The following is a 25,369-nucleotide window of genomic DNA, read 5'->3' as shown; positions in this document are numbered from 1 at the left end:
GATCCGTCAGGGCAGGGCGGCGAACCCGTCTGTAAAGCCGGAAAGGTCCACGGGAATGCCGATGCCTTCTTCCGGTGTCTGAAAGACGATGAAGGTCGCGGTGCCGCCGGATTTCAGCGTATTGAGAAGCGCCTCTTCCAAAATGACCTCGGCATAACAGCCATCCGTGAAGCAACGCACGAAATAGGCTCTGCCAATATCCTTGCCATCGACATTAAGACCGAGCCCGTTGGGCAGCAGAACGCCAAGCGGTGCGAGAACCCGAAGCACCTTGGCCTTCTGGTCGGCGGTTTTCAGAACAACGACGGAAAGGCCGATCTCCGGCCGGTCCTCCGCAATGACGTTCTGCATGAGAGCGCATTGCTCGCCAGTTGCGCCCGGCGGCTGATCGCAGACGATGGACCAGGCCCCGTGATTGGCTTTCACGGTTCCAGGCTGCTGCGCGCTCGCCGGCACGGTTGCAGCAAGCGTTGCCGCTCCGACGGCGAGTGCCGTAAGTATCTTCGTCACAAAATGCAGCATATCGGCTCCAGCGCTACCCGAATCAGTCAGTCTATCTTGCAGGCACAGACCATTCATTGAAAAGTCTTCAATATCATCGGCCGCCCGGGCAGGCGTCCCTAGGCGCAAATTGCGGCGACAATCGCGCCGTGTTTGCTTATTTTTTCAGGGACATCCACGGTAAACCGAACAAAATTGCGGGATTTTTTTGCATGTGTATGCGACATTTAGCAAGGCCGCATTGTTCCTTAGCCGGTTCAATAGCCTAAATTGTCGCACTTTCAGACCTGTCAGCCAGTTGCGATTGCCTCTAATTTATGATTTTAAGCGCAGTCAATTAAAGGGATATTGCGCCCGGCAAAAAAAGTTTCGGGCGTTGGTGAGGGAGAATAGTCGTGAGAAATCCGCTCCTCGCAGTTTGGGCGCTGATCGCCCCGCTGCTTCTGGCAACGCAAGTCAATGCCGCGCAGCCGGTTGATTGGCAACTGGGCTTCCAGCCCGGCGTAACCGATATCATGCGGGAAATTAACTGGTTCAACAATTACACGCTTTGGTTCATCGTGCCGATCACGCTTCTGGTTCTGGCGCTGCTGGTGATTGTGATTGTGCGTTTCCGGGCGGGAGCCAATCCGACACCGTCAAAGACCAGCCACAACACGACGATCGAGGTTATCTGGACTGCCGGACCGGTGATCATCTTGCTGTGCCTGGCGATCCCCTCATTCCAGCTTCTCAATGCCCAGTACTCACCACCGGAAGAGCCGCAGCTCACGATCAAGGCGACCGGATACCAGTGGTATTGGGGTTACGAATACCAGGTGGAAGAAGAGGTATCCTTCGATTCCATCATGCTGGCTGAAACCGACCGTGCGGAATACGGCAAGGAAAACGTTTCGGAATATCCCCGCCTTCTCGCCGTGGACAATGAAGTGGTCGTGCCGGTCGGCATGACCGTCCGGCTGCTCGTTACCGCCGGTGATGTTATCCACTCCTTCGCCATGCCTGCCTTTGGCGTGAAGATGGACGCCATCCCCGGACGGCTGAACGAGACGTGGTTCAAGGCCGACAAGGAAGGCCTCTATTACGGACAGTGTTCGGAGCTTTGCGGCAAGGATCATGCTTATATGCCGATCGGCGTACGCGTGGTTTCGGTTGAACAGTACGGCACCTGGCTGGCAGCCGCCGCCGATGATGTCGAAGCTGCCAACGCACAATTGATGGCTTCGCTTGAGGAAGCCGATAAGACCGTTGAGCTTGCTGCCAACGAAGCAAAGAAGATCAAGGAGTAACCCGATGGCCGGCGCTACAGCAGCACATGACGCTCACGATCACAAACCGGTGGGTTTTGTCCGCCGTTGGCTCTTTTCAACGAACCACAAGGACATCGGCACACTCTACCTGATCTTCGCCATTATCGCCGGGATCATCGGTGGTGCTTTGTCGGTTTTCATGCGCTGGGAACTGCAGGAACCGGGCATCCAGATCTTCCATGGTCTGGCCGCCATGGTCTACGGCTTTGACGGAGACGCGGCGATTGATGGTGGCAAGCACATGTACAATGTGTTCACCACCGCTCACGGCCTGATCATGATCTTTTTCATGGTCATGCCGGCGTTGATCGGCGGATTTGCCAACTGGATGGTGCCGATCATGATCGGCGCGCCCGACATGGCGTTCCCGCGGATGAACAATATCTCCTTCTGGCTGCTGCCGCCTGCCTTCATCCTGCTCCTGCTTTCCATGTTCGTGGAAGGGCCTGCAGGTGCCTACGGCGTTGGCGGGGGCTGGACGATCTACCCGCCCTTATCGACGACCGGACAGCCGGGGCCGGCGATGGATTTCGCGATCCTGTCGCTTCACATAGCCGGTGCGTCGTCGATCCTCGGTGCGATCAACTTCATCACGACGATCTTCAACATGCGTGCGCCGGGCATGACGCTGCACAAGATGCCGCTGTTTGCGTGGTCCGTGCTGATCACCGCATTCCTGCTGCTTTTGTCACTGCCTGTTCTGGCGGGCGGTATCACCATGCTGTTGACCGACCGCAATTTCGGCACGTCGTTCTTCTCGCCTGAAGGCGGGGGTGACCCGATCCTCTTCCAGCATCTGTTCTGGTTCTTCGGACACCCTGAGGTGTATATCCTCATCCTTCCGGCGTTCGGCATTGTCAGCCATATCGTTGCGACCTTCTCGCGCAAGCCCGTCTTCGGCTATCTCGGCATGGCCTATGCCATGGTGGCAATCGGCGCCGTCGGCTTCATCGTTTGGGCGCACCACATGTACACGGTCGGCCTGTCGCTCGACGCGCAGCGTTATTTCGTCTTCGCAACGATGGTGATCGCGGTGCCCACCGGCGTCAAGATCTTCTCGTGGATCGCCACCATGTGGGGCGGATCAATGACCTTCCGCACACCGATGTTATGGGCGCTCGGCTTCATCTTCCTGTTCACCGTCGGCGGTGTCACAGGCGTGCAACTGGCGAATGCCGGTCTCGACCGCGCCATGCACGACACCTACTATGTCGTTGCGCACTTCCACTATGTGCTGTCGCTCGGCGCCGTCTTCGGCATCTTTGCAGCCTGGTACTACTGGTTCCCGAAGATGACCGGCTACATGTACAATTCGTTTGTCGCCAAGGCACATTTCTGGGTGATGTTTGTCGGCGTGAACCTGGTGTTCTTCCCGCAGCACTTCCTCGGCCTCGCCGGAATGCCGCGCCGCTACATCGACTATCCCGATGCCTATGCCGGCTGGAATGCGGTGTCTTCCTACGGTTCCTATCTGTCCGCGATCGGTGTTTTGATCTTCCTTTACGGTGTATGGGAAGCCTTCGCCAAAAAGCGTGAAGCAGGTGACAATCCATGGGGCGAGGGCGCAACCACTCTGGAATGGAAGCTGAGCTCTCCGCCTCCGTTCCACCAGTGGGAACAGCTTCCCCGCATTAAGTAGACGAAAGCAGGCCGGAGCCGCTGTGGCGGCTTCCGGCGGTATTTTGAACGGACGTTTGAACGCGAAATGGCAATAACCGGTGAACATGAAGCGCTGAACGCGGGCGAGATCGGTCTCTCCGAGGCAGGTCCTGGCGATTATTTTGCGTTGCTCAAGCCGCGCGTCATGTCGCTTGTCGTGTTCACAGCCCTTGTCGGCCTGCTGATTGCGCCCGGAGATGTTCATCCCTTCATCGGCGCGGTGGCTATTTTATGCATCGCCGTCGGGGCGGGTGCTTCCGGTGCCCTGAACATGTGGTTCGATGCCGATATCGATGCGGTCATGTCGCGCACCGCGTCGCGGCCGATCCCGTCCGGACGCATCCTGCCAGGCGAGGCGTTGACGTTCGGTCTTGTCCTGTCCGCCTTCTCGATCTTCACGCTCGGATTGCTCGTGAACTGGCTGTCGGCCGGGCTCTTGGCTTTCACCATATTTTTCTACGTCGCCATCTACACGATGTGGCTGAAGCGTTCGACGCCCCAGAATATCGTGATCGGCGGTGCCGCGGGCGCCTTGCCGCCGATGATCGGCTGGGCCTGTGTCACCGGCACCGTTTCATGGGAAAGCTTTGTGCTCTTCCTCATGATCTTCCTTTGGACGCCGCCGCATTTTTGGGCCCTGGCTCTTTTCAAGCAGGGAGACTATGGCAAAGCGGGCGTGCCGATGATGCCGAATGTTGCGGGTGTCGAGTCCACCAAGCGGCAGGTATTCATCTATGCCATTGCGACCGCGCTGGTCGGTGTGCTGCCATACTGGATGGGCTTTGCCGGACTCGTATACGGTGTTCTGGCGATGGGGCTCGGACTTGGCTTCGTGTGGTACGCATTCAGGGTATTGCGCATGCCGCCTGAGGACACATCGATGAAGGCGGCAAAGTCGATGTTCGGCTTTTCGCTGATCTATCTCTTCGGTCTGTTCGCGACCCTTCTGGTCGACGGCTTCATTGTGAGCATTGGAGCATGAGCATGGTCGAGCGGATAGAACTGACGGACAGACAGAAACGCGCGCGTCGGCTTCGCTCTATCGCACTTGCTTTTGCCCTCGCGGCACTGGTGGTGATTTTTTATATCGCGACGATCGTCAAATTCGGTCCGGCGATCCTGGACCGGGCATTTTGAGGAGGCGATTTTGAGCGAGCAGCCAAAAAGCAAGAAGAAGCCCGTAAGCAATACACGCGTAGTCGGCATTTGCCTGGGCGTGGTACTGGGCATGGCCGGCATGTCCTATGCCGCCGTTCCGCTTTATGAACTCTTCTGCCAGGTGACCGGATATGGCGGAACCATTCAGCGCGCCGAGCAGTATTCCGATGAGATCCTCGACCGCAAGATCACGGTGCGCTTTGATGCAAACACATCCGGCGATCTGAACTGGGATTTCAAGCCGCTTCAGCGCGAAGTGGAACTGCGTATCGGTGAGACGAAACAGGCGTCATATCTGGCCATCAATACCGGCATGTCGACATCTTCTGGTCAGGCGACCTTCAATGTCACACCGCAATCGGCCGGCGCCTATTTCAACAAGATCGAGTGTTTCTGCTTTACCGAGACCGAGTTGGCATCCGGCGACAGCCTGGAGATGCCTGTCATGTTTTTTGTCGATCCCGAGATCGTCAACGCGCCGGAGACGCGCAACATCACCGCTATAACGCTGTCCTATACATTCTTCCCCCTCGACAAGGAGGAGCCGGTGGCGAGCGCCACGGTGCTTGAGGACGAGGAAAAAGGCAGCTAATTGAAACTTTGCTGTGGAGACGCAGCCGCGAAAAAAAGGCAAACCGGGGATTTTAAATGGCTGACGCGCATCAAAAGAACCACGATTATCACATAATCGATCCCAGTCCTTGGCCGTTCATCGGTTCGATCGGTGCATTGATCATGGCGATCGGCGGCATCATTTACATGCGTGATCTGGCCGGCGGTTCACTCGACATATTCGGTATGGAGCTGGCCAGTCCCTGGCTTTTCTTTATCGGCCTGCTCATTGTGCTCTATACCATGTTCGGCTGGTGGTCGGACTGCATCAAGGAGAGCCATGAAGGCCACCATACGCCGGTGGTTTCGCTGCATCTGCGCTACGGCATGATCATGTTCATCGCCTCCGAGGTGATGTTCTTTGTTGCCTGGTTCTGGGCTTTCTTCGATGCCGCCATCTATGCCGGCGAGGCGGCGCAGGTGGCGCGTGTCGAGCACACGGGCGGGCAGTGGCCTCCGGTCGGCATCGAGGTGCTCGATCCGATGCACCTGCCGCTTTACAACACCATCATCCTGCTCTTGTCCGGAACCACGGTGACCTGGGCGCACCATGCGCTGCTCCACGGCAACCGGAAGGGCTTGATCCAGGGCCTGGTGCTGACGGTACTGCTCGGCGTGTTGTTCACCTGCGTGCAGGCCTACGAATACGCCGTGGCGCCATTCGCTTTCAAGGAATCGATCTACGGTGCGACCTTCTTCATGGCGACCGGTTTCCACGGTTTCCACGTTCTGGTCGGAACGATCTTCCTGATTGTCTGCCTGATCAGGGCAGCCTCGGGCGACTTCACGCCGAAGAAGCATTTCGGCTTTGAGGCAGCGGCCTGGTATTGGCACTTCGTCGACGTTGTCTGGCTGTTCCTTTTCTTCAGCATCTATGTGTGGGCTTCTTGGGGCGCGGCAATCTACGCGCACTGACGAGACACAAAAACCGATTGAGGAAAGGGGGCGCGAACCGGTTGGCACGCGCCCCCGTTTCATTGGAGCCTGGTTAATGAGTGACAAGGACGAGGCGCATTATCCGCCGGTCGATCCCTACGCATCGGGTTTTAACGGGCGCTGTCCGCGCTGCGGCGAAGGCCGGCTGTTTTCAGGTTATCTTCAATTGGCGCAGTCCTGCAGCGTTTGCGGTCTGGACTACGACTTTGCCGATGCCGGAGATGGTCCGGCCGTTTTTGTGATCCTCCTGATCGGCTTCCTGGTCGTCGGACTGGCGCTGTGGCTGGAGGTTAGCTATGGCCCGCCGCTCTGGCTGCATCTGTTGGTTTGGATACCGTTGAGCCTTGCGCTGTGCCTTTGGCTATTGCGTGCGCTCAAGGGCGTCTTGATCAATCTTCAGTTCAAGCACAATGCCCATGAGGGCGAGTTGGATAATGGCTGAACAGTCCCGTCAGCCAGGCATGTCGCGCCGCAGTCTCGTGCTGTTGCTGGCCTTCGTACTGCCGGCATTGGCGTTCCTCCTCATGCTCGGCAACTGGCAGGTTAACCGGCTTCAATGGAAAGAGAGCCTTATCGCGACGATAGAAAACCGGATGAACGAAGCGCCGGCGCCGGTGGACGATATCATTTCCGAATGGCGGGCATCCGGTGATGTTGCTTACATGCCCGTGCGCTTTGAGGGTGTCTTCGACCATGCCGCCGAGCAACATTATCTGGCGACCCATGAGGGACAGTCCGGCTGGTATCTTTATACGCCTGTCGAACTGGCCGACGGACGTGTTCTCATCGTCAATCGCGGGTTTGTGCCCTACGATTTCAAGGATCCGTCGAACCGGCCCTGGACCGCGCCGGATGGAATGGTGGAACTGATCGGCGTCGCGCGTAATCCGCTGGCGCAGAAACCGGGATCGCTGGTGCCGGACAATGAGCCGCAAAACAGCACCTGGTATTGGAAAGACCATTCGGCTATGGCGGCGAATATGGACCTGGACGAGGCGGCGCTTATTCCGTTCTTTGTGGACGTTTCCGGCGGAAGCGGGGCCGTCACACCGGGACCGGTCCCCGGCGTCACGCGCGTGTCTCTGCCCAACAATCACCTTCAATATGCGGTCACATGGTTCGGGCTGGCAGCGGCCCTGGCGGTCGTTGCGGGATATTTCATCTGGCGTTCGCGCCGCACCCCCTAAAGTCACCGGTCATAGGGTTTCAATGCACAGGCACTTGTTCTACACAATCGGCGAGCTATTTCGGTGGAAGTCATGACAGCTTCGGACAAACCATCCCTGACCATTCGTCTTTGCGGCCCGCGCGGGTTTTGCGCCGGCGTAGACCGCGCAATCCAGATCGTTGTGCTTGCGCTCAAGAAATACGGTGCGCCGGTCTATGTACGCCATGAGATCGTCCACAATCGTTACGTCGTGGAGGGGTTGCGCGAACGTGGTGCGATCTTCGTCGAGGAACTCGATGAGATTCCGCCCGAACATCACAAGCAGCCAGTCATCTTCTCGGCCCATGGCGTGCCCAAATCCGTTCCGCAGGACGCTGCGGCTCGTAACCTCTTTTATCTCGACGCGACATGCCCGCTGGTATCGAAGGTCCACAAACAGGCGATGCTTCATCAGCGCCGTGGCCGGCATGTTATCCTCGTTGGACATGCCGGACATCCCGAAGTCATCGGAACCATGGGACAGCTGCCGCCGGACGCAGTAAGCCTTGTCGAAACCGTGGAAGGCGCACAATCCTTCAGCCCGGAAGATCCGGACAATCTCGGATTTGTTACCCAGACAACGCTGTCGGTTGAAGACACGGCGGACATCATTAAGACGCTGAAGGACCGGTTCCCCAATCTGACGGCGCCGGCGGCTGAATCCATCTGCTATGCCACGACCAACCGGCAAGAGTCGGTACGGGCCGCCGCGCCCGGCTGTGATTTCTTCCTCGTCGTCGGAGCGCCGAACTCCTCCAACTCCAAGCGCCTTGTCGAGGTGGCACTCAAGGCCGGTGCCGACAAGTCGCTGCTGGTTCAACGGGCCGGTGAAATTCCGTGGTCCGACATCGACGCCGAACCACCGCAAATCCTCGGCCTGTCCGCCGGCGCGTCCGCACCGGAGATCATCGTGGACGAAATCATCGATGCGTTCGGCGAGCGGTTCGACGTCACCATCGAACTGGCCGAAACAACGGTTGAAGACGAGAATTTCCTGGTGATGCGGGACCTTCGTGAGGTTGAGCTGACGCCTGCCGATATGGCATTTGTCAACGGCGAGACGGGTCGTTAGAAGCAAGCGACGCAAGAGCGAACCTGAGAGGCTGGAAATTGGCCGTCTATACCGATATCACCGAGACGGAACTGCGCGATTTCCTCGAGCCATACGATATTGGTGAATTGCTGTCCTACAAGGGCATTGCCGAAGGTGTCGAGAATTCCAACTTCCTCGTGCACACATCGGCGGGTTCTTACATTCTCACGCTCTACGAGAAACGTGTTGACCGCAACGACCTGCCTTTTTTTCTGGGGCTGATGGAGCATCTGGCTCAAAACGGCCTGACATGCCCTTTGCCGGTGCACCGCCGCGACGGGATCGTCCTTGGCACGCTGGCCGGCCGGCCAGCGGCGGTCATATCATTTCTTGAAGGCATGTGGCCACGCAAGCCGACACCGATGCATTGCCGCGAAGTCGGCAAGGCCGCCGCCGTTTTGCACGTCAGCGGCAGGGGATTCCAGCGCAACCGCGCCAACGCGTTGTCGGTCGGAGCCTGGCGCGCGCTATGGGACCAGTCCGCATCACGCGCCGACGAGGTGGAAGCGGGCCTTGGCGCCGAGATCCAGACCGACCTTGACCACCTGGAGGGAAACTGGCCGCAGGGTCTGCCTTCCGGCGTCATTCATGCGGATCTGTTTCCGGATAATGTCTTCTTCCTGGGCGAGGAGCTTTCCGGCGTCATCGATTTCTATTTCGCCTGCAACGATCTGTTTGCCTATGACATCGCCATTTGCCTCAACGCCTGGTGCTTCGAGCGCGATGGCGCGTTCAACGTGACCAAGGGCATGGCGCTTCTGGACGGCTATCAGTCGGTGCGGCCCTTAAGCGGAGCGGAAGCCGACGCGCTGCCCTTGCTCGCCCACGGCGCTGCCTTGCGGTTTTTCCTCACCCGCCTCTACGACTGGCTGACCGTTCCCGACGGCGCCATGGTGGTGAAGAAAGACCCGCGGGAATATCTGCGCTATCTGCGCTTTCATCGCAAAATCGGTTCGGCCGGCGAATACGGCCTTCGAATGGGCGAGGCTGGCTGAATTGAAACATGTGGAGATTTTCACCGACGGTGCCTGCTCGGGCAATCCCGGTCCGGGTGGCTGGGGGGCCATTCTTCGCTTTAAGGGGCTGGAGAAGGAAATGTCCGGCGGTGAAGCCGATACAACCAACAATCGGATGGAGCTCAAGGCTGCCATCGAAGCGCTCAACGCCCTGAAAGAACCTTGTCGGGTCGACCTCTATACGGACTCCTCCTACGTCAAGGACGGAATCGGCGGCTGGATCGAGGGTTGGAAGCGCAACGGCTGGAAGACCGCCGCAAAAAAGCCGGTTAAGAACGTTGAACTATGGCAGGCGCTGGAAGAGGCCCGTAATCGGCACAAGGTCACCTGGCATTGGGTCAAGGGTCACGCCGGCCATCCTGAGAACGAGCGGGCGGACGAACTCGCCCGCCGCGCCATGGAACCCTACAAATCCTGATCCTTTACAGATTATCCAGGATGGCCTCCGCACCGGACGTCGTGACTTCGCCGGGCGACGGCTCGACATAGAGCGCTGATACTGTGCCGTCTTCAACAATCATGGCATAACGCTTTGATCGGACCCCAAGCGTTCCGGCGGAAAGATCGATGTCCTGTCCGACAGCCTTCGTAAAGGCACCGTCCCAGTCGGCAAGGAAGCGAATCTTGCCTTCCCCGCCGGTGGCTTTTGCCCAGGCGTCCATGACAAACCCGTCATTGACGGAAAGCACGGCGATCTCATCGACCCCCTTTGCCAACAAGGCATCGCGGTTCTGCAGATATCCGGGTACATGGACAGTGCTGCATGTGCCGGTAAATGCGCCCGGCACGGCAAACAGCACCACCTTCTTGCCGGAGAAGATATCACCGGTCGAAACCTCGTTCATGCCGTCCGAAGTTGCTTCCTTGATTGCAATTTCTGGTAGTTTGTCGCCGACTGAGATCGTCACGTCCATATCCCTTATAATACTGGCGTTGCGCCTGATTGAAATTCGTCCCGCCTCTATCGTTTGACCGGCACGGTGCCGGACGTGTCGGGACAGACGGAAAGATAGTCGAGCGCGGTTTGATGTCCAGTGCGTTTTACCGCAGGCCGCCCGTGTCGATCTTCGGATTTGCTCTAGTCAATGACGATGTCGGTTGTCATTGCCCGGCCGGCCGACTTGACGACGACATGGATTGTCTCTCCGGAAAGCCCGGCCTCGTTGGGTCCGGAATGGGGCACCTCGAACGTGGCCGTATTGCCCGAAACGCCTTTGCTGCGTGGCGTTTCGAAGCGCCAGCCGGGCGGTCCGGTCACAAAGATTTCCCCGCCATCGGCGTCCTCGGGCAAGGCAACGGCGAGAGTTAATGTGTCGCCGCTGTCGACGGTTTCGTGCACCTTGAAGTCGTCTCCCGGCACTTCCGGCAATGACCGGAACGCTCGCGCAACCATCCGTTTTTCGAACGCGTTGGCTGGCTCGTCCGGATCAAGGGTCAAGGTGAAGCTGGTTTGAAGGGGGATGCAGACCGATTCACAAATTCCGAGGAAGATGTCGGCCTCCAGTACGCTCGTCGTGCCGGGGGTTTCCTGCTTCAAGGTGATCGGCAGAACCACAGGATAGTCGTAGCCCGCCCATATCGAATAGGCATCTTCAATGCGCTCGGGTGCTGGAAAGTGGATTTCCGCAGATTGAACATTGCTGCTGCGGTCGACGCGAAAAGACGGTGGCACACCGGCTTCACCCGGATCGCGCCAATAGGTTTTCCATCCCGGCAGGAGTTCGATGTCGAGTGCCGCCTTGATGGTGCCGTCTGCGGCCGGTTCAAGCGCGGATACGCGGATACGCCCGCCTTCCGTCTCGACCCAGTTGCTGGATGCAGCCTCCGCAGTCAAAGACAATGCAAGAAGAACGATGAGCGCGCCAAAAGCAGCTCCGAGGCCTGCCGTCCGCGTCTTGAGATAATGCGTGTTCATATCGGCAATTTAGACAGGGCGGCTTGCCGAAACCAGTCACGAGCGTGGTTCAAATGTTCATTTTAAGGTGATCGGCAGGGATGCGCGCAATGGCCCCCCGCATGATCACTGCGCTGGACGCAAGCAACAGGTTCCGGCGATCGGCAATCGCTGTCCAAGATGTGACACAAAGGATCAATGCCGCGGTTTCATTTTACATCACAATTGCGGTAAGCTGTCCGCATGGACATTCTTCACGAAAGTCTCCTGGGTGATGCAGAACGCGGCTGTTTCGACGGACAGTTCCTGCTCGCCATGCCGGGTCTGTCAGACAGCAATTTCTCCCGTACGGTCATTTATATTTGTGCACACAACAGCAACGGCGCGGTCGGCTTTATTCTTAACCGGCCTCAGTCCATCAGTTTCGGTGAACTCATGGTTCAGCTGGAACTGATCGACGACGACGATACGGCCGTCCTGCCGCAATCGGCCATGGAGTTGAGTGTGCAGGCCGGTGGTCCGGTGGAGACGGGCAGGGGCTTTGTCCTTCATTCTGACGACTATCACAGTGAGGCAACACTCCCCATCTCCGAAGATCTGTCACTGACGGCAACGGTCGATATCCTGCGCGCCATCACAAAGGGCAAGGGCCCGGATAAGGCGACCATGATGCTCGGCTATTCCGGCTGGGGCGCTGGTCAGCTGGAAAACGAGGTCAGCGCCAATGGCTGGCTGACATGCCCGGCCGTCAATGACATTATTTTCGGCGAGGATCTGGACACAAAATACGAACGCGCCTTCGCTTCCATCGGTATTGATCCGGCCATGCTGTCGAGTGAGTGCGGACAGGCTTAGATCGCCTGTGACCCGGTCCATCCATTACAAGCTGGCCGACCGCTTCAACAGAACGTCATCAAAGTTTACGCTTGACCATGTCGGCTGACGGCGCATCTTTTCTATATGGAACGGGGAGTTGTGAACCGCCCAATCGTGGAGATGTCCCTTGAGCGTAAAACTGGTCGGCATATCCACCGCTGTTCCTGGCGAAAAAATACCGCAAACCATCGTCCTGGACTGGGCACGCCGCACCCTCGGTTCCAAATTCAGCCAGTTCGAACGCATGTCGAAAGCATTTGAAAATGCAGGGATCGATACACGTTACACGGTGGCGGATACAACTTGGTTCGAGACACCGAAGTCCATGTCCGAGCGAAACGACGCCTATCTGACCGGCAGCACGGCACTTTTCGTCAAAGCGGCAAAAGCGGCGCTGGACGATGCGCAGTGGACGGCCGAGGACGTCGATGTCGTGGTAACGGTTTCCTCGACCGGCATCGCAACGCCGTCATTGGAAGCACGAGCGCTTTCAAAGATGGGTTTTCGTGATGATGTCATGCGCGTCCCGGTCTTTGGTCTTGGATGTGCGGGCGGGGTTTCCGGCATGGCAATCGCGCGCGATCTGGCAGCTGCGCGTGAGGCTGCGAAAGTCCTGATGGTCGCCGTTGAAGCCTGCTCGGTTTCCTTCTGTAGCGGCGTCCCGAGGAAGGCGGACATTATCGGTGCGGCGCTGTTCGGCGACGGTGCTGCCGCAGTGTGTCTGACCACGGGGAAGGAGAGCCGAAACGCGCGCAATGTCGTCATCGGCACCGGGACGCAGAAGATCTGGCCCGACACGCTGTCCATCATGGGGTGGGAGGTCGACGACAATTCTCTTGGTGTCGTCTTCGACAAGGCCATCCCGGACTTCACCAGAACCCATCTCCAGGCCGCCGTGACCGGCGCTTTGGCAGATATCGGCAAGGATGCCGATCAGATCGACCGCTTCGTCTTCCATCCGGGCGGCACAAAAGTGTTGCAGGCGATTGAGCAGTCACTGGATTTGCAGCCGGACAGCCTCGGGATCGAGCGTCAGGTCCTGCGTGATTTCGGCAACATGTCGGCTCCGACGGTGCTGTTTGTCCTCAAGCAGGTGCTGGAAACAGATCATAAGGGGGATATGTTGATGGGAGCCTTCGGTCCCGGCTTTACCGCTTCTTTCCTTCCGGTCGCGCATGTTTGATATTTCGGTGTCCATTCCCGCCTTGGTCCTGCTGGCCTTTCTGGTGGTTCAGCGCCTGAGCGAACTGGCCCTGTCGAGGCGAAACACCGGGCGTTTGCTCGCCAAAGGGGCAAGCGAGTACGGCGCAGGGCACTATCCCTTTATGGTCGCGCTTCACAGCGCGTGGCTCGTCACGCTGATCTGGTTCGGGATAGGACAATCGCTTTCACTGCCTTGGTTGACGGCTTTCATCGTGCTGCAGATGCTGCGCGTTTGGATTATCTACAGCCTGGGCGAACGGTGGACGACCCGGATCATCGTCCTGCCTGAACCGCTGGTAACCAGGGGGCCTTTCGCCTGGATAAGGCACCCGAACTACCTGCTGGTTGTCGCCGAGGTCCTTGTCGTGCCGATGATCCTTGGCCTGCCGACGGTCGCTGCCGTCTTTTCGGCTTTGAATGCGGCAATGCTGGTTGTGCGTATCGGCGAGGAAGAAGCCGCGCTGGCGAAGTACCGGTGAGCAGACGCGCACCGGCGCGCGTCCTACATGACCGGGAAATGCTCTCTGAGCAGTTTGAGCACCGAATTGGCGCTGATCGGCGGGCCGAACAGGAAGCTCTGTGCATAGTCACAGCCCAGCTCCGCGAGTTCCTCCGCATCCTCCTCTGTCTCGATGCCTTCGGCAACGATATCCATTTCAAGGTCACGGGCCATGGCGATGATCGAGCGCAGGAGAACCACCTGCTTGTCATTTGTGGCGCGTACCAGCGACTGATCGATCTTGATCGTGTCGAACGGAAAGCGGGTGAGGTAGGAGAGGGAAGAATGCCCCGTTCCGAAATCGTCCAGAGCGAGCTGTAGCCCCAGATCCTTCAGCCGTGCCAGAACACGCGCAGCTTGTTCCGGATTGTGCATGACCACCGATTCCGTCAGCTCCAGCTTGAGCATGGGCGGTTTGCATCCGGTCTTGGTCAGCACCGAACGGATCTCGTTGTAAAGGTCGTTGCGCAGGAGCTGCGCGCTTGAAAGATTGACCGACATGAAGATGGGGATCTGGCCGAGCGCCCGGTACCAGGATGCGATGTCCTCGCATGACTGCTGCAGCGCATACATGCCCAGTTCCATGATCAGGTCGGAGCTTTCGGCAACCGGTATGAACTCGGACGGCGCGATGTTGCCCTTGCGCGGATGGTCCCAGCGCATGAGGGCCTCGAAGCCTGCAATTTCGGCGCTCTCGATGTCGACAATCGGCTGGTAGACCATCGTCAGCTCGTGGCGCTCCAGGGCCCGGCGCAAATCCGATTCGATCTGCAGCTTGTCCGCACCGACGGAGCGGAAGGCCGGCCTGTACGGTTCGATCCGGTTTCCGCCGACACGCTTGGCCTGGTACATGGCCAGTTCCGCATCCTTGACCAGTTCCAGAGGCGAGGCCATCTCGTCGACCCAGGTTACGAGCCCGATCGACCCGGTCAGGATGATTTCCTTCTGACCGAAATTGATCGGCACCATGATCGCCTTGCTGATGCTTTCGGAAAAGGCCGCGACTTTCTGCGGTTCCTGTTCGGAAAGCAGGATCAGCCCAAACTGATCACCGCTGATGCGCGCCAGCGTGTCCTGTGGCTTTAACAGCCGCTTCAGACGCCGGGCGATGGTCAAGAGGATGGTGTCGCCCGCCGAGATGCCGAGCTCGTCATTGACCTGCTTGAACCGGTCTATGTCGATGGCAAAGATCGTCGGACGGACCGTGTCCTCGGCGCTGGCAAGCGCGATAATTGCATCCAGCCGGTCGATAAAAAGTTCGCGGTTGGGCAGGCCCGTCAGATTGTCGTGCACGGCGTCGTGCAGCAGCCGCTCCTCGGAACTCTTTTGCTCGGTCACGTCGATCAACGTGCCGACACAGCGAATAACCTCGCCGTCGGAGCCGACAACCGGCCGGGCACGCAGGGCCAGCCAGTGGTAGTGGCCATCCTCGGCCCGGATGCGGAACTGGTGGTTCAGCCTGCCGCGGCGGTGCTCCAGAACCACGTCAAGTGTCGAGCGGAACCGGTCCCTGTCGTCGGGATGAATGCGCGGCAGCCAGTTGCGGGCAGGACCGAAAAGGCTGCCGGGCGAGAGTCCGAGTTGCCGGCTGACATCGGGCATCGTCACGATACGGTCGCGCGAGACGTCCCAGTCCCAGACGATATCGCCCGATCCCGTCAGCGCCAGCGACTGGCGCTCCAGATCGCTGAACAGGCCCTGCTGTGCGCCGCCGCCCGCAAAGGCGTGTTGCATGACGGTAAAGCCGATCAGCAGCACGATCAGGACAAGACCGCCGCCGAGCGCCGGTTGTACGATGTCGTTGGAAACCTGGCCGGTAACTGTGAGCCATGCGCCGAACAGCCAGCAGATGATCAGCACCCAGGTTGGAATGAGCATGATCGCACGGTCGAAGCGGCTGAGCCCGAGATAGGCAATCAGGCCGGTTCCGGCGATGACCGTTGCTGCAAACGAAAAGCGTGCAATGCCGGTCGCTATCACCGGATCATAGACCGCAAAGGCCGAGAGGATGCCAAGGCCGACGATCCATGCAAGCGTCGCAAAACTCAAATTGGTGTGCCAGCGATTGAGGTTGAGATAGGTGAACAGGAAGATCACCAGACCCGCCGCAAGCGTGATCTCGGTTCCTGCTCGCCAGATGCGTTCATCCGTCGGGGTTGTTTGTACGAGCTGCGACAAAAACCCGAAATCAACGCAGATATAGGCCAGCACCGCCCAGGCGAGAGCCGCCGTTGCCGGCAGGACGGAGGTTCCCTTGACCACGAAAAGAATAGTCAGGAACACCGCCAGCAGCCCGGCAATGCCGAGCACAATGCCCTTGTAGAGCGTGAAGGAGTTGACGGTGTCCTTGTAGGCTTCCGGTTCCCACAGATAAAGCTGCGGCAGATCAGGCGAAGAAAGCTCGGCAACAAAGGTGATGATCGATCCGGGGTTCAGCGTGATATGAAACACATCCGCCTCGTCGCTAGGGACGCGATCAAGCGCAAATCCCTCGCTCGGCGTGATGGAGACGATGCGCTCCGAACCGAGGTCAGGCCAGAACAGGCCGGAATTGGCCAGCCTGAAATGCGGCGCGACGATCAGCCGGTCAAGCTGCTCGTCTGATACGTTGGCGAGCGAGAACTCGGCCCAGTCACCGCTGTGCCCGTCGGAACTGGCGCGCACCTCGATACGTCGGACGATCCCGTCCGCGTCGGGCGCGGTGGATGTCTGGAAGGCGCTGCCACGCTGGGCATGAAAGTCGGTCGTTGCGGTCAGGTCCAGGGCGGTGTCGTCGCGGGAAATCTTGACTGTTTCAGCCGTAAACCCCGGTGCGAGGGCCAGCAACAACACCATCAGCGAACCGATCGCAAGAATTGCGAGCCGCAGGTTTGGTGTTATCCGGTGTGGCTGAGCGTCCATGAATTCAACTAAGACCCGGAGTTTTCTTGTGACGTTGCAGAAGGTCCATCTGCAGAACGATCGCTGGCCAGCAACGCGTAGAGATGGTGGTCGCGCCACATGCCGTTGATCTTGAGATAACCGCGCAGATAGCCTTCATACCGAAAATTGGCCTTTTCAAGGAGCCTGACCGAACGTTTGTTATCCGGAATACAAGCAGCTTCTATCCGGTGCAACTGCAACTGATCAAAGATATAGGGAATTGCCGCGTTAAGGCCGTCCAGCATCAGGCCTTTTCCGGCGTTCTCCTCGGACATCCAGTAGCCGATCATGCAGGTCTGTGCCGCTGCGCGGCGGATGTTGCCGATATTGAGCCCGCCGACCAGCCGATCGTCTTTCTTGAGGAACAGGAAAAACGAAACCGAGCGTTTCTCGCGGAAGTCCTGTTCATAGCGGTTGACCCGTTGATGGAATGCAGCTTTCGTCAGATCGTTGCGTGGCCATGTGGGCTCCCACGGTTCGAGGAACCCACGGCTTGCCCCGCGCACATCCGCCCATATGGAATAGTCGCGCCGCTCGGGAAACCGCAGATAGACGCTATCGCCGTCAATGCGCGGCGCGGTTTCGCGCCTGGACAGGAGACGGAGCGGTGACATGTGTTTTATCCGATTGCCGCCTGGCGCTCACGCCCGGTCGTCAGTTTCGACGCGATGTCCTCGACGGCCATCAGCGTATCCACCGGCCCGACAGCCGAAAGCGTAATGGGCGTGTCGAAAAACAGCCTGCCCGAAAGATCGGTCAGTCGTTCCGGTGTGATGCCGGCAAGACGGTCCATTAGCTCTTCATTCGGAATTGTGCGGCCATAGAGCAGCATCTGGCGGGCAATCTGGCTGGCCCGCGCGGCGGGGCTTTCATGGGCCATCAGGAGACCGGCACGGAACTGCGCCCGCGCCCGCTCGATCTCGGACACATCAACGCGTTCGGCAACCTTGTGCAGCTCATTGAGGATGACGGGAATGAGTTCAGGGACATCCTCCTGACCGGTTGCAGCGTGAATGCCGAAAATACCGGTATCGGAAAAGCCCCAATGCAGGGCGTAGACCGAGTAGCAGAGCCCGCGGTGTTCGCGAACCTCCTGAAAGAGCCGCGATGACATGCCGCCGCCCAGGACATTTGCCAGGATCTGCGAGGCATAGAAGTCGCGCGCATGATAGGCGCGGCCCTCGAATCCGATCAGCAACTGAACGTCCATCAGGTCACGCTTTTCGCGGTATTCGCCGCCGGTATAGGTGGCCGTCGTCTCGACCTCGCTGCCATCGGGCGTGTGGAGAATATCGGAAAACCGATCGTCGACGAGACGCACGAGCGTGTCATGGTCGACCGCGCCGGCGGCAACGATTGTCATCTTCTCGGCGGTGTAATTGCGCTGGAGATAGCTGCGGATCTGGTCCGGCGTAAAGGATTGCACCGTTTCGGGCGTTCCCAGGATCGATCGACCGATGGTCTGATCGCGAAAGGCGGTCGACGAAAACTTGTCGAAGACGACGTCGTCGGGCGTATCAATGGCCGCGCCGATCTCCTGAAGAATGACGTGCTTTTCCCGCAGCAGCTCGTTTTCATCGAGCACGGAGTGCGTGAGGATATCGGCGAGAATATCGATCGCCAGTGGAACATGATCCTTCAGGATACGCGCGTAATAAGAGGTTGTTTCCACAGATGTCGCGGCGTTGACTTCACCGCCGACATTTTCGATTTCCTCGGCGATCTGCCGTGCAGTGCGCTTGGCCGTTCCCTTGAACGCCATGTGCTCCAGAAGATGCGCTATGCCGTGCTCGGAGGCCGTTTCGTCTCTCGATCCTGATTTGATCCAGACACCGAGAGCAACGCTCTCAAGGTGCGGCATCGTTTCCGTGACAACCGTCAACCCGCTTTCAAGGCGGGTACACTCAACACTCATATTTCAGTCCGGTCTCATCCTGCAGCGCGTGCATTTCGGGCAATGTAGGCCTCGACCGTGTCGAGATCCGGCTGCAATGTCTCATAGATCTCCTCCCGATGCATCAGATCAGAGAGCCACGACGGAAGGGCGGGGTCAATACCGCTGGCCGATTTTACCGCGTCGGGAAATTTCGCCGGATGGGCCGTTGCAAGCGTTATCATGGGCGCGCGCGGCCGTTCAAAGCTGCGTGATGCATGAACGCCGCACGCGGTGTGGGGGTCAAGAAGGTAGCCTGTCTCCTCGTAAACGGACTTGATCGTGGCTGCCGCCTGTTTCTGATTTGCTTTGCCCGACCGGAACTCTTTCTTGATACCCTTGAGCGCGCGCTCCTCGATCGTGAACGAGCCGGACTGCGACAGGCTCGACATGCAGCGCCGAAGACTGTCGCTATCGCGCCCGAAGGCATCGAACAGCAGTCGCTCGAAATTCGAGGAGATTTGGATATCCATCGACGGCGATGTCGTGGCGACGACGTCCCGCATTTCATAGCGTCCATTTCGCAGCGCACGGGCAAGAATGTCATTGTCATTCGTCGCAATGATCAGCTTGTCGATGGGCAGGCCCATGCGCATGGCGCAGTATCCAGCAAAAATATCACCGAAATTGCCGGTCGGAACACTGAACGAAACCCTGCGCTCCGGCGCGCCGAGCGAAAGTGCGCTGGTAAAGTAGTAGACGATCTGGGCCATGATCCGGCCCCAGTTGATCGAGTTGACGCCGGAAAGCTGAACCCGGTCGCGAAAGCCGATATCGTTGAACATGGCTTTAACCAGGTTCTGGCAGTCATCGAAATTGCCATCGATCGCCAGGGCGCGGACATTCGATGCACCGGAGGTTGTCATCTGGCGCCGCTGAACCGGAGATACGCGGCCATTGGGAAACAGGATGAAAATATCCGTCCGGTCGCGTTCGGCGAAGGCTTCGATTGCGGCGCCGCCCGTATCGCCTGATGTCGCGCCGACAATGGTCGCCCGCTGCCCGCGCTCGGCAAGGACATGGTCCATCATTCTGGCCAGCAACTGCATTGCAACGTCCTTGAAGGCCAGCGTCGGGCCGTGGAACAGCTCAAGGACAAAACTGTTGGCGCCCGTCTGAACGAGCGGCACGACCGCCGGGTGACGGAACGTCGCATAGGCCTCGTCGATCATGCGCCGGAAATCGTCATTGGCGATTTCGCCGTCGACAAAGGGCTGCAGAACCGAAAAGGCAATATCCTGATAGGATTTTCCACGCAGTGCACGAATGTCTTTTTTGGAGAAATGCGGCCAGTTTTCAGGCACATAGAGCCCACCATCGCGGGCAAGCCCGGTCAACAGAGCATCATTGAAGCCCAGTGTCGGGGCTTCACCTCTTGTCGAGATGTATTGCAATGGCCAAATCCTGTCCGCTTTTGTCCGCGACCTTGCGGTTCGTGTTGTGATGGAATAATTCGCTGGTATAGAACATTGAAAAGACTCGTTAAAGACCGCAATTTATAAGACCATAATATGGTCCAGCTTGGTCTTTAGCCTGTAATGCCGGATAGATACGAGGGACGGGGAGTCGGTGCGGTGAACAAGATTCGTATTGTGATGTTTGCAGGGATTGCAGCCCTTGTCGCCGGGTGTAATTCCGGCGGTGTGGGCGGCCTTAAACTGGGCCAGAACTCTCAAGGAGCCGGCAGCGAACAGGGCGGCAGTGTCGACCAGACGCTTGGTAAACGTGTCGTCCAGGGAACCTGTCCCAAAATCGAATTGCGCGATGGAACCGCCTATTTCCGCAAATATGAGCGCGGCGGCGAAGACGATCCGACGAAAATACAGTATCAGGCGGCCATCGCCGATACGACACGCCAGTGCAGTATCACCGGCGACCAGATGACCATCAATGTTGTTGCTGCGGGACGTGCGGCGGCCGGGCCCGCCGGCAAGGCCGGGCCGATCAAGATGCCCATCCGCGTTGCCGTCGTGGAGAAGGGCACCAACAAGGTGCTTTATTCGGAACTGACGGAATTTGAGACGGCGCTGCCGCAGGGAACCCCGACAACACAGTTCCTGTTCTCAAAGCCCGATGTCAGCATTCCGATCACTGCATCGCGTTCGGTCCGGGTGTTTATCGGCTTCGATGAAGGGCCGCAGGGCAGGGGCTAAAGCCGCCAGACCCGGCCTAGGACAACGGCGACCATTCGGCCAGAGCTTCAACCACAGCCGGCAGATCGCTGAAACGGTTGATTGCCGTCTCGGCGCCTGCGTCCGTCAGCCTGTCGGAGTGAGCCGGATAGGTGTGGGACGCGCCGGTAAAACCGACAACCCGCATTCCGGCCGCGCGTGCTCCGGTTACCCCGTGAACGGAATCCTCAAGCACCAATGTCTTTGCCGGGTCGGCATTCATTTGTTCGGCGGCATGTTCGAACACATCGGGTGCAGGCTTCGGCCGGCCATCGCCGACCATCAGCGCGGAAAAGATGTGCGGAGCAAACAGATCGAGCGTACCGGCCCGTTTGAGCATGGCCTCGATGCGGTGCGGTTTCGAGTTTGAACACACGCAGCGGGCAATATCGATGCTGGCCACCGCCGGAAGCACGCCGGCAATGCCTTTAACGTCCCGTGCGAGTTTTGCGTCGAGTATCTTTTCGGGTTTTTCCAGAAGATTTGCCTGCAGCGGCAACCCGGCCTCTTTCTCGACACTGAGCAGGATTTCCTTCCAGGTCATGCCGGCAAAGCGCTCGGCAAACTCCCCGGCATCGATCGGGTATCCCGCCTCGCTCAAAAGCTTTGCTTCCTGCTGCGCCGCGATGATTTCGGAATCGACCAGAACGCCGTCGCAATCAAAAATGATGAGGTCAAAGCCCGCCATGAAAAAGTCCTGCAATGTGGGGAGTGGCCCCGCTGATACATCATCGGCCGCGACGGCACAATGGCGTCTTTCCGGCAGTCGTTGTCAATTTGATAACCATATTGGGTGACCATGGCCCGAGTTTTTCGAGTAAGCGTATTCGGGTATCCCATGTCAGTACTTTCCCTCGCCGAGATCCAGCGGGCGCCTGGTTCAAAATCCGGACCGGTCATCGACACCATCGTAAAGGGCGACTGCGTTGCCGCGCTTGAAGCGCTGCCGGAAAAATCCGTCGATGCGATTTTCGCCGACCCACCCTACAATCTGCAGCTTGCGGGCGATCTTCACCGGCCCGACCAGTCGAAGGTGGACGCCGTCGACAATGACTGGGACCAGTTCGCTTCCTTCAAGGCCTATGACGCCTTTACCCGCGCCTGGCTGCTTGCCTGCCGGCGCGTTCTCAAGCCTGCCGGAACCATCTGGGTCATCGGCTCCTATCACAACATCTATCGTGTCGGAGCGATTCTGCAGGATCTGAACTTCTGGATCCTCAACGATATTGTCTGGCGAAAAACCAACCCGATGCCCAACTTTCGTGGTCGGCGGTTTCAGAACGCCCACGAAACCATGATCTGGGCGAGCCTTGGCCAGAAAGCAAAAGGCTATACGTTCAACTACGAGGCGATGAAGGCGGCCAATGACGATGTGCAGATGCGCTCAGACTGGCTCTTCCCGATTTGCGCCGGCTCCGAACGGCTGAAAGGGGAAGATGGCAAGAAGGCTCATCCCACCCAGAAGCCCGAGGCGCTTTTGTCCCGGATCATCCTGTCGTCGACAAAGCCCGGCGATGTCGTGCTCGATCCGTTCTTCGGCTCCGGAACCACCGGCGCCGTCGCCAAGCGCCTGGGTCGCCACTATGTGGGCATCGAGCGCGAACAGGCGTATATCGACGCCGCCGAAGCGCGCATTGCGGACATAAAAACACTGGGCAAGGCCGAATTGACGGTCATGACCGGCAAAAAGGCCGAGCCGCGCGTCGCGTTCAATGTGCTGATCGACTCGGGCCTGCTGAAGCCCGGAGCACGTCTTCAATGCGCCAAGGGCCGCCACAACGCGGTGGTGCGCGCCGACGGCACTTTGTCTAGCGGCGAGGAATCCGGTTCAATCCACCGCCTGGGCGCAAAGCTTCAGGGCCTTGATGCGTGCAATGGCTGGACGTTCTGGCATTTCGAGGATGCCGGCGAGCTCAAGCCGATTGATGCTCTGCGCCGCATTGTGCGCGACGAGATGGCGCGCAGCGGCGCATAGCCGTCAGGCAACGATCCCGTAGGTCTTAAGATCCGATCGCAGCTTGTCGGCACCGGTGAAGTGCACCGCGTGCCACCCGGCTGCCTGCGCGCCGTCCACATTGGCCGGACTGTCGTCGATGAACAGGGTTGCGCCGGGCTCCAGTCCGAAAGCAGCGACATGGGTATCGAAAATCTCCCGGTCCGGCTTGATCGCCCCGATATCGGCTGAAACGGTAACGCCGCGGGTCTCGTTGAGAAAATCGAAGCGCTTTTGCACCTCCCGGAACGTGTCCGAGGCGAAATTCGTCAGCATCGTCACATCATGACCATCTTCGATCAGGCCGCGCATGATTGCGACGCTGTCTTCATAGGCGTGCGGCACCATATCGTGCCAGTTCGACCGGAAGGCCCTGATATGCGTTTCATGGTCCGGATGCTGCTCGATCAGCAGGGCCTCGGCATCATCCCAGCTTCGGCCACGGTCCTGTTCGACGTTCCATTCATGGGTACAGATATTTTCAAAAAACCACAGCCTGGCGTCGTCATCGGGAATGATCCGGCTGAAGGGAAGCTCGGGATCGTAGTGCAGGAGTACGCGGCCGATGTCGAAGACCACATGTTTTATGGGAGACTGCGTCAAATCATAGTTCCTTTTTGGGGGCGGGCTGTTTGTCTGTTCGGATCAATAGCAATCGCAATTGCCTTTTTCATGACAGTCGGCAGGGCTTCGTTGTCGAGGTCACCGCGCGGCGACCACCAACTCCCGTCCGACGCCGGTCGCTCCGGGAAGTTCCCCCGATAGACATCGAGGTGCAGCTCGAAATGGGTGAAGATGTGCCGGACGGTTCCGCTGAGGGTCCAGTCTCCTGCAAACGGCGCGGCCTCGGTGCCCAATGCGCCATCGGCCGATGCAGTCCACCCGGTTGTCGGAACTTCCGCCATGCCGCCGAGCAACCCGCTTTCGATCCGCCGGCGCAAAAGGACGGCGCCGTCCTGTCCAATCGCAACAAATGCGGCTCCGCGCCTGACCGGGCGTTTTTTCTTCGGCGGCTTGAACGGAAAAGCCTCGGCATCGTCACGCCCGGCGCTCAGGCATGTCTCGCGTACCGGGCACACGCCGCAGGCAGGGCGCTTCGGCGAACACACCATCGCGCCAAGATCCATCATGGCCTGGGCGAAATCGCCGGGTCGTTCAACCGGTGTGAGGTCCGACATGCGTGTTTTGATATCGCGCTTGAGTGCCGGCAGCGGCGTTGTCAGACGGAAAAGCCGCGAGACAACGCGTTCGATATTGCCGTCCACCACCGCTGCGTGACGGTCGAATGCAATCGTTGCGACGGCGGCGGCGGTGTAGTCGCCGATACCGGGGAGCTTTTTCAGCTCGATCACATCATCGGGAAAACGTCCGTCATGGTGTGCGACCACAATCTCGGCGCATTTTTTCAGATTGCGGGCGCGCGAATAATAGCCAAGGCCGGCCCAGGCACTCATCACGTCATCATTTTTGGCCGCAGCCAGCGCCGCCACATCCGGCCAGCGCTCGAGGAAAGAGGTAAAATAGGGCCGTACTGCCTGCACGGTCGTCTGTTGCAGCATGATTTCCGAAAGCCACACGCGATAGGGGGAGGGTTTTACCCCGCGGCTTCGCTCGGCTGGTGAAACACGCCACGGCAGATCGCGGTGGTGCTTGTCATACCAGGAGAGTATCGGCTTGGTGATCGTTTGTTCGATGTGGTTCATGAAATCGCTGTCGTTGCAGCCCGCGATGTCGAGTTGTAAGCTTCGTAACGTGCTTGGCAATACGCAGCCCGGTACGAATGAGATCAATTCACAGGACAGGTGCCGATGAGCGGGCGCAAGGGCATTCAGCAGATCAGCGAGATCGCCAACGGCGTCCTCGATCCGGTATTGGCCAAGCGGGCCGGGATCAACACCATGCTTCTTGGCATGTGGGACGAGATTGCGGGGCCGGATTTCGCCGAGTGTACACGGCCCGAGAAGATCAAATGGCCCCGGCGTGACGCTCAGAACGACAGTTTTGTTCCGGGTACGCTGACCATCGCTTGCGAAGGCGCGCGGGCCCTTTTTCTGGTCCATTCGCAGGATCAGCTCATCCAGCGCCTCAACAGCGTCTTCGGCTTTCCGGCCGTCGAACGGATCAAGATTGTTCAAAAGCCGGTTTCCAGCAGCTCAGGCAGGCACAAACGCCCGCGGGCCTTGTCGCCGGATCGTCAGGAGAAGCTCGATGACATGATCACCGGCATCGAGAGTGAAAACCTGCGCCAGGCACTCAGGCGTCTGGGTACCGGTGTCATGGGGCGCCCCAGCAAAGGCCGATAACGCTGTTGTGAACCTTAAAACTCCAAATATGTTGTCCTGCCACAATTCAGGCGGTAACTATCCGACGATAGTCGCTCAACCGA

General features: G+C 58.7%; 27 protein-coding genes. 17 read left to right on the top strand and 10 right to left on the bottom strand.

Features of this window, described 5'->3' with window-relative positions:
* Positions 1-6: 6 nt before the first annotated feature.
* Positions 7-522 (bottom strand): invasion associated locus B family protein, encoded by a 516-nt coding sequence (locus OQ273_RS12860; protein WP_267990901.1) that lies wholly within the window; start codon positions 520-522, stop codon positions 7-9.
* A 374-nt stretch (positions 523-896) separates the two neighbouring features.
* Between OQ273_RS12860 and coxB the strand changes: the two genes are divergently transcribed.
* From coxB to rnhA, 11 genes are all read left to right on the top strand, one after another.
* Entirely contained in the window at positions 897-1,790 is an 894-nt protein-coding gene (gene coxB, locus OQ273_RS12855; RefSeq protein WP_267990900.1) for a cytochrome c oxidase subunit II, read from the top strand.
* Between the two features lie 4 nt (positions 1,791-1,794).
* Positions 1,795-3,450: a cytochrome c oxidase subunit I gene (gene ctaD / locus OQ273_RS12850; RefSeq protein ID WP_267990899.1), complete on the top strand. Its 1,656-nt coding sequence runs from the start codon at positions 1,795-1,797 to the stop codon at positions 3,448-3,450.
* Positions 3,451-3,516: 66 nt separating this feature from the next.
* Entirely contained in the window at positions 3,517-4,452 is a 936-nt protein-coding gene (locus tag OQ273_RS12845) for a heme o synthase (RefSeq protein ID WP_267990898.1), read from the top strand.
* Positions 4,453-4,454: 2 nt separating this feature from the next.
* Positions 4,455-4,607 (top strand): hypothetical protein, encoded by a 153-nt coding sequence (locus tag OQ273_RS12840; protein WP_267993176.1) that lies wholly within the window; start codon positions 4,455-4,457, stop codon positions 4,605-4,607.
* A 10-nt stretch (positions 4,608-4,617) separates the two neighbouring features.
* A complete protein-coding gene (locus tag OQ273_RS12835) occupies positions 4,618-5,220 on the top strand; it encodes a cytochrome c oxidase assembly protein (protein WP_267990897.1) in 603 nt (200 codons plus the stop codon).
* A gap of 56 nt (positions 5,221-5,276) precedes the next feature.
* A complete protein-coding gene (locus tag OQ273_RS12830) occupies positions 5,277-6,155 on the top strand; it encodes a cytochrome c oxidase subunit 3 (protein ID WP_267990896.1) in 879 nt (292 codons plus the stop codon).
* A gap of 76 nt (positions 6,156-6,231) precedes the next feature.
* Positions 6,232-6,618 (top strand): DUF983 domain-containing protein, encoded by a 387-nt coding sequence (locus OQ273_RS12825; protein WP_267990895.1) that lies wholly within the window; start codon positions 6,232-6,234, stop codon positions 6,616-6,618.
* Positions 6,611-7,363, top strand: a complete 753-nt coding sequence (locus OQ273_RS12820) for an SURF1 family protein (RefSeq protein ID WP_267990894.1) — start codon at positions 6,611-6,613, stop codon at positions 7,361-7,363. Before OQ273_RS12825 ends, OQ273_RS12820 begins: the two co-directional genes overlap by 8 nt.
* Before the next feature lie 72 nt (positions 7,364-7,435).
* Entirely contained in the window at positions 7,436-8,455 is a 1,020-nt protein-coding gene (ispH, locus tag OQ273_RS12815; protein ID WP_267990893.1) for a 4-hydroxy-3-methylbut-2-enyl diphosphate reductase, read from the top strand.
* Between the two features lie 38 nt (positions 8,456-8,493).
* Positions 8,494-9,471, top strand: coding sequence for a homoserine kinase (locus OQ273_RS12810; protein ID WP_267990892.1), 978 nt, complete (start codon positions 8,494-8,496; stop codon positions 9,469-9,471).
* 1 nt (position 9,472) lies between these two features.
* Positions 9,473-9,910 (top strand): ribonuclease HI, encoded by a 438-nt coding sequence (rnhA, locus tag OQ273_RS12805; RefSeq protein ID WP_267990891.1) that lies wholly within the window; start codon positions 9,473-9,475, stop codon positions 9,908-9,910.
* Between the two features lie 4 nt (positions 9,911-9,914).
* Here the strand turns inward: rnhA and OQ273_RS12800 are convergent, their stop codons facing one another.
* Both OQ273_RS12800 and OQ273_RS12795 read right to left on the bottom strand, forming a co-directional pair.
* Entirely contained in the window at positions 9,915-10,400 is a 486-nt protein-coding gene (locus OQ273_RS12800; protein ID WP_267990890.1) for a peroxiredoxin, read from the bottom strand.
* A 170-nt stretch (positions 10,401-10,570) separates the two neighbouring features.
* Positions 10,571-11,407 (bottom strand): protein-disulfide reductase DsbD domain-containing protein, encoded by an 837-nt coding sequence (locus OQ273_RS12795; RefSeq protein WP_267990889.1) that lies wholly within the window; start codon positions 11,405-11,407, stop codon positions 10,571-10,573.
* 222 nt (positions 11,408-11,629) lie between these two features.
* Between OQ273_RS12795 and OQ273_RS12790 the strand changes: the two genes are divergently transcribed.
* From OQ273_RS12790 to OQ273_RS12780, 3 genes are all read left to right on the top strand, one after another.
* Positions 11,630-12,241, top strand: coding sequence for a YqgE/AlgH family protein (locus OQ273_RS12790; RefSeq protein WP_267990888.1), 612 nt, complete (start codon positions 11,630-11,632; stop codon positions 12,239-12,241).
* Positions 12,242-12,389: 148 nt separating this feature from the next.
* Entirely contained in the window at positions 12,390-13,445 is a 1,056-nt protein-coding gene (locus OQ273_RS12785) for a type III polyketide synthase (protein WP_267990887.1), read from the top strand.
* On the top strand, positions 13,438-13,944 hold the full coding sequence (locus tag OQ273_RS12780; protein ID WP_267990886.1) for an isoprenylcysteine carboxyl methyltransferase family protein: 507 nt from the start codon (positions 13,438-13,440) through the stop codon (positions 13,942-13,944). The genes OQ273_RS12785 and OQ273_RS12780 overlap by 8 nt, the downstream gene beginning before the upstream one ends.
* Positions 13,945-13,967: 23 nt before the next feature.
* Here OQ273_RS12780 and OQ273_RS12775 read toward each other — a convergent pair whose 3' ends face one another.
* Genes OQ273_RS12775 through thrC form a run of 4 tightly spaced genes read right to left on the bottom strand, consistent with a single transcriptional unit; the run spans position 13,968 to position 20,213 of the window.
* The gene (locus OQ273_RS12775) at positions 13,968-16,865 is read right to left on the bottom strand and encodes an EAL domain-containing protein (RefSeq protein WP_425493377.1); all 2,898 of its coding nucleotides are present in this window, start codon (positions 16,863-16,865) and stop codon (positions 13,968-13,970) included.
* Positions 16,866-16,873: 8 nt separating this feature from the next.
* Complete coding sequence (locus tag OQ273_RS12770; protein WP_267990885.1) at positions 16,874-17,500, bottom strand: GNAT family N-acetyltransferase; 627 nt, start codon at positions 17,498-17,500, stop codon at positions 16,874-16,876.
* Between the two features lie 5 nt (positions 17,501-17,505).
* On the bottom strand, positions 17,506-18,801 hold the full coding sequence (locus OQ273_RS12765) for a M16 family metallopeptidase (protein WP_267990884.1): 1,296 nt from the start codon (positions 18,799-18,801) through the stop codon (positions 17,506-17,508).
* 14 nt (positions 18,802-18,815) lie between these two features.
* Positions 18,816-20,213, bottom strand: a complete 1,398-nt coding sequence (gene thrC / locus OQ273_RS12760; RefSeq protein ID WP_267990883.1) for a threonine synthase — start codon at positions 20,211-20,213, stop codon at positions 18,816-18,818.
* A 180-nt stretch (positions 20,214-20,393) separates the two neighbouring features.
* On the opposite strand from thrC, the gene OQ273_RS12755 reads away from it, so the two are divergent.
* A complete protein-coding gene (locus OQ273_RS12755) occupies positions 20,394-20,972 on the top strand; it encodes a hypothetical protein (RefSeq protein WP_267990882.1) in 579 nt (192 codons plus the stop codon).
* A 16-nt stretch (positions 20,973-20,988) separates the two neighbouring features.
* Here OQ273_RS12755 and OQ273_RS12750 read toward each other — a convergent pair whose 3' ends face one another.
* On the bottom strand, positions 20,989-21,678 hold the full coding sequence (locus OQ273_RS12750) for an HAD family hydrolase (protein WP_267990881.1): 690 nt from the start codon (positions 21,676-21,678) through the stop codon (positions 20,989-20,991).
* A 150-nt stretch (positions 21,679-21,828) separates the two neighbouring features.
* Between OQ273_RS12750 and OQ273_RS12745 the strand changes: the two genes are divergently transcribed.
* Positions 21,829-22,965 (top strand): site-specific DNA-methyltransferase, encoded by a 1,137-nt coding sequence (locus tag OQ273_RS12745; protein WP_267990880.1) that lies wholly within the window; start codon positions 21,829-21,831, stop codon positions 22,963-22,965.
* Positions 22,966-22,968: 3 nt separating this feature from the next.
* Here the strand turns inward: OQ273_RS12745 and OQ273_RS12740 are convergent, their stop codons facing one another.
* Both OQ273_RS12740 and mutY read right to left on the bottom strand, forming a co-directional pair.
* A complete protein-coding gene (locus OQ273_RS12740; protein WP_267990879.1) occupies positions 22,969-23,586 on the bottom strand; it encodes an HAD family hydrolase in 618 nt (205 codons plus the stop codon).
* Entirely contained in the window at positions 23,583-24,686 is a 1,104-nt protein-coding gene (mutY, locus tag OQ273_RS12735; RefSeq protein WP_267990878.1) for an A/G-specific adenine glycosylase, read from the bottom strand. The genes OQ273_RS12740 and mutY overlap by 4 nt, the downstream gene beginning before the upstream one ends.
* 105 nt (positions 24,687-24,791) lie before the next feature.
* On the opposite strand from mutY, the gene OQ273_RS12730 reads away from it, so the two are divergent.
* Positions 24,792-25,286 (top strand): DUF721 domain-containing protein, encoded by a 495-nt coding sequence (locus tag OQ273_RS12730; protein ID WP_267990877.1) that lies wholly within the window; start codon positions 24,792-24,794, stop codon positions 25,284-25,286.
* Positions 25,287-25,369: the final 83 nt, after the last annotated feature.

This window comes from Hoeflea prorocentri, from assembly GCF_027944115.1.
Taxonomy (GTDB): Bacteria; Pseudomonadota; Alphaproteobacteria; order Rhizobiales; family Rhizobiaceae; genus Hoeflea_A; species Hoeflea_A prorocentri.
This window is presented reverse-complemented; position numbering and strand designations above follow the sequence as displayed.

Bases quoted from the DNA above. Each gene is read 5' to 3' on its own strand.
- OQ273_RS12780 (WP_267990886.1), top strand. From the start codon at position 13,438: ATGTTTGATATTTCGGTGTCCATTCCCGCCTTGGTCCTGCTGGCCTTT.
- OQ273_RS12745 (WP_267990880.1), top strand. From the start codon at position 21,829: ATGTCAGTACTTTCCCTCGCCGAGATCCAGCGGGCGCCTGGTTCAAAA.
- OQ273_RS12860 (WP_267990901.1), bottom strand. From the start codon at position 522: ATGCTGCATTTTGTGACGAAGATACTTACGGCACTCGCCGTCGGAGCG.
- OQ273_RS12730 (WP_267990877.1), top strand. From the start codon at position 24,792: ATGAGCGGGCGCAAGGGCATTCAGCAGATCAGCGAGATCGCCAACGGC.
- OQ273_RS12790 (WP_267990888.1), top strand. From the start codon at position 11,630: ATGGACATTCTTCACGAAAGTCTCCTGGGTGATGCAGAACGCGGCTGT.
- ctaD (WP_267990899.1), top strand. From the start codon at position 1,795: ATGGCCGGCGCTACAGCAGCACATGACGCTCACGATCACAAACCGGTG.
- OQ273_RS12765 (WP_267990884.1), bottom strand. From the start codon at position 18,801: ATGAGTGTTGAGTGTACCCGCCTTGAAAGCGGGTTGACGGTTGTCACG.
- OQ273_RS12770 (WP_267990885.1), bottom strand. From the start codon at position 17,500: ATGTCACCGCTCCGTCTCCTGTCCAGGCGCGAAACCGCGCCGCGCATT.
- OQ273_RS12750 (WP_267990881.1), bottom strand. From the start codon at position 21,678: ATGGCGGGCTTTGACCTCATCATTTTTGATTGCGACGGCGTTCTGGTC.
- OQ273_RS12795 (WP_267990889.1), bottom strand. From the start codon at position 11,407: ATGAACACGCATTATCTCAAGACGCGGACGGCAGGCCTCGGAGCTGCT.
- OQ273_RS12820 (WP_267990894.1), top strand. From the start codon at position 6,611: ATGGCTGAACAGTCCCGTCAGCCAGGCATGTCGCGCCGCAGTCTCGTG.
- ispH (WP_267990893.1), top strand. From the start codon at position 7,436: ATGACAGCTTCGGACAAACCATCCCTGACCATTCGTCTTTGCGGCCCG.
- OQ273_RS12845 (WP_267990898.1), top strand. From the start codon at position 3,517: ATGGCAATAACCGGTGAACATGAAGCGCTGAACGCGGGCGAGATCGGT.
- OQ273_RS12840 (WP_267993176.1), top strand. From the start codon at position 4,455: ATGGTCGAGCGGATAGAACTGACGGACAGACAGAAACGCGCGCGTCGG.
- mutY (WP_267990878.1), bottom strand. From the start codon at position 24,686: ATGAACCACATCGAACAAACGATCACCAAGCCGATACTCTCCTGGTAT.
- OQ273_RS12830 (WP_267990896.1), top strand. From the start codon at position 5,277: ATGGCTGACGCGCATCAAAAGAACCACGATTATCACATAATCGATCCC.
- OQ273_RS12825 (WP_267990895.1), top strand. From the start codon at position 6,232: ATGAGTGACAAGGACGAGGCGCATTATCCGCCGGTCGATCCCTACGCA.
- OQ273_RS12775 (WP_425493377.1), bottom strand. From the start codon at position 16,865: ATGGACGCTCAGCCACACCGGATAACACCAAACCTGCGGCTCGCAATT.